This is a genomic window from Alkalibacterium thalassium (genome assembly GCF_900101165.1).
GTDB lineage: Bacteria > Bacillota > Bacilli > Lactobacillales > Carnobacteriaceae_A > Alkalibacterium > Alkalibacterium indicireducens.
The window spans coordinates 1-1,357 of record NZ_FNFK01000119.1 but is presented as its reverse complement, the minus strand read 5'-3'; the positions used below and the strand labels follow the sequence as shown (position 1 = coordinate 1,357).

Here is a 1,357-nt window from a genome sequence, read left to right as displayed (position 1 = left end):
ATTATATTACCTTCATCGACAGAAATCATCATACGAGCAACGAGAAATTTGGGAAACATAATTTTTCATAGATTATTGGGAGTTACCCCTTTAAGTCAGTATAACATCGTTAAAAACGAAAAAATAGGTCGTTAATAAAGTGACTCTTTTATCAGAGAGCGTTTCTCCGAAGATAATTATTTGAACCAATCAGGTTTCTCCGGGTAGTTATGGTTTTTATTACTATTTTCTCCTACGTACACTTTTTCTTTCAACCAAATAACATGGAATGGTCGTAAGTCTTTCTACATCTTCCCCTTGAATCATACGAACTATTTTGTTGGCAGCGGTACCTCCTGCTGTTTTATATGGGTAGTGTATTGTCGTTAAGCTAGGGTCGATAATATCGGCCACATCATAGTCACCAAATCCAGTCACCGAAATATCTTCAGGGATTTTGAGTCCATGATGATGAATAGCTTTCATGGTCCCTAATGCAATATTATCTGTTGCGCATACATAAACTGTCGCTGGATTTTCTTTGATAATAGATGTAGCTACTGTATAAGCGCCTTCAATCGAGAAACTACTCTCGTAATAGGAAACATTTTCGATTCCCTCTTCTTCAATCGCTTTTCTAAATCCTTCTTTTCTCTTTACACCAACAGCCACATCTTCTTCCGTTACCCCAATGTAACAAATGTTTGTATGACCACACTTTGCCACATACTTTCCAATATCATATCCAGATTGAGCATCCCCATAGACAAGGGAATGAAATTCTTCATCTTCTTGCCCTGCAATTAAAATTGGGAGATCCACTGCCTTCGCTGCCTCAATATGCTCCTTGGTGATTTGTTTCGCAAGCAAGATAATACCAGCAGCTTTTTGATTGGCCAGACTATAAATATTTTCTATTTCTCTTTCTAGCTTTTGGCTAGTATTGGCAACTAATATTTGATAACCTAATTCTTTCAAACTTTCATCTATGCCAATCAACATTCGTGAGGTCGCATAGGAATCGAACCTGGGAATAATGGCTCCTATTAAATTTGTTTTTTTCGCCTTTAAACTTTGGGCAAAACTATTCGGTTCATATTTTGTATCCGCAATGATTTTATCTAGTTTCAGTTTCGTTGTTTCACTTACATAACCGCCATTTAAATAACGTGACACAGTACTTTTGGCTACTCCTGCCATTTTTGCAATATCTGAAATTGTTACTTTCACTTTTTATTACCACCTTCATTATCCTTTCAATTACTTATAGTTGGGTGCATAAAGGGGCTGGGAAATAACTAGCTGAATTAGAAGACACCGTCAAATATAGGAAAAATGATCCTTGATTTGACGGTGTTTTTAATTACTCAGATTTATA

General features: G+C 36.3%; 1 protein-coding gene. It reads right to left on the bottom strand.

Annotated features, from left to right (window positions below; genetic code table 11):
* Positions 1-222: 222 nt before the first annotated feature.
* Positions 223-1,209 (bottom strand): LacI family DNA-binding transcriptional regulator, encoded by a 987-nt coding sequence (locus tag BLR76_RS11525; protein WP_091269067.1) that lies wholly within the window; start codon positions 1,207-1,209, stop codon positions 223-225.
* Between the last annotated feature and the right edge of the window lie 148 nt (positions 1,210-1,357).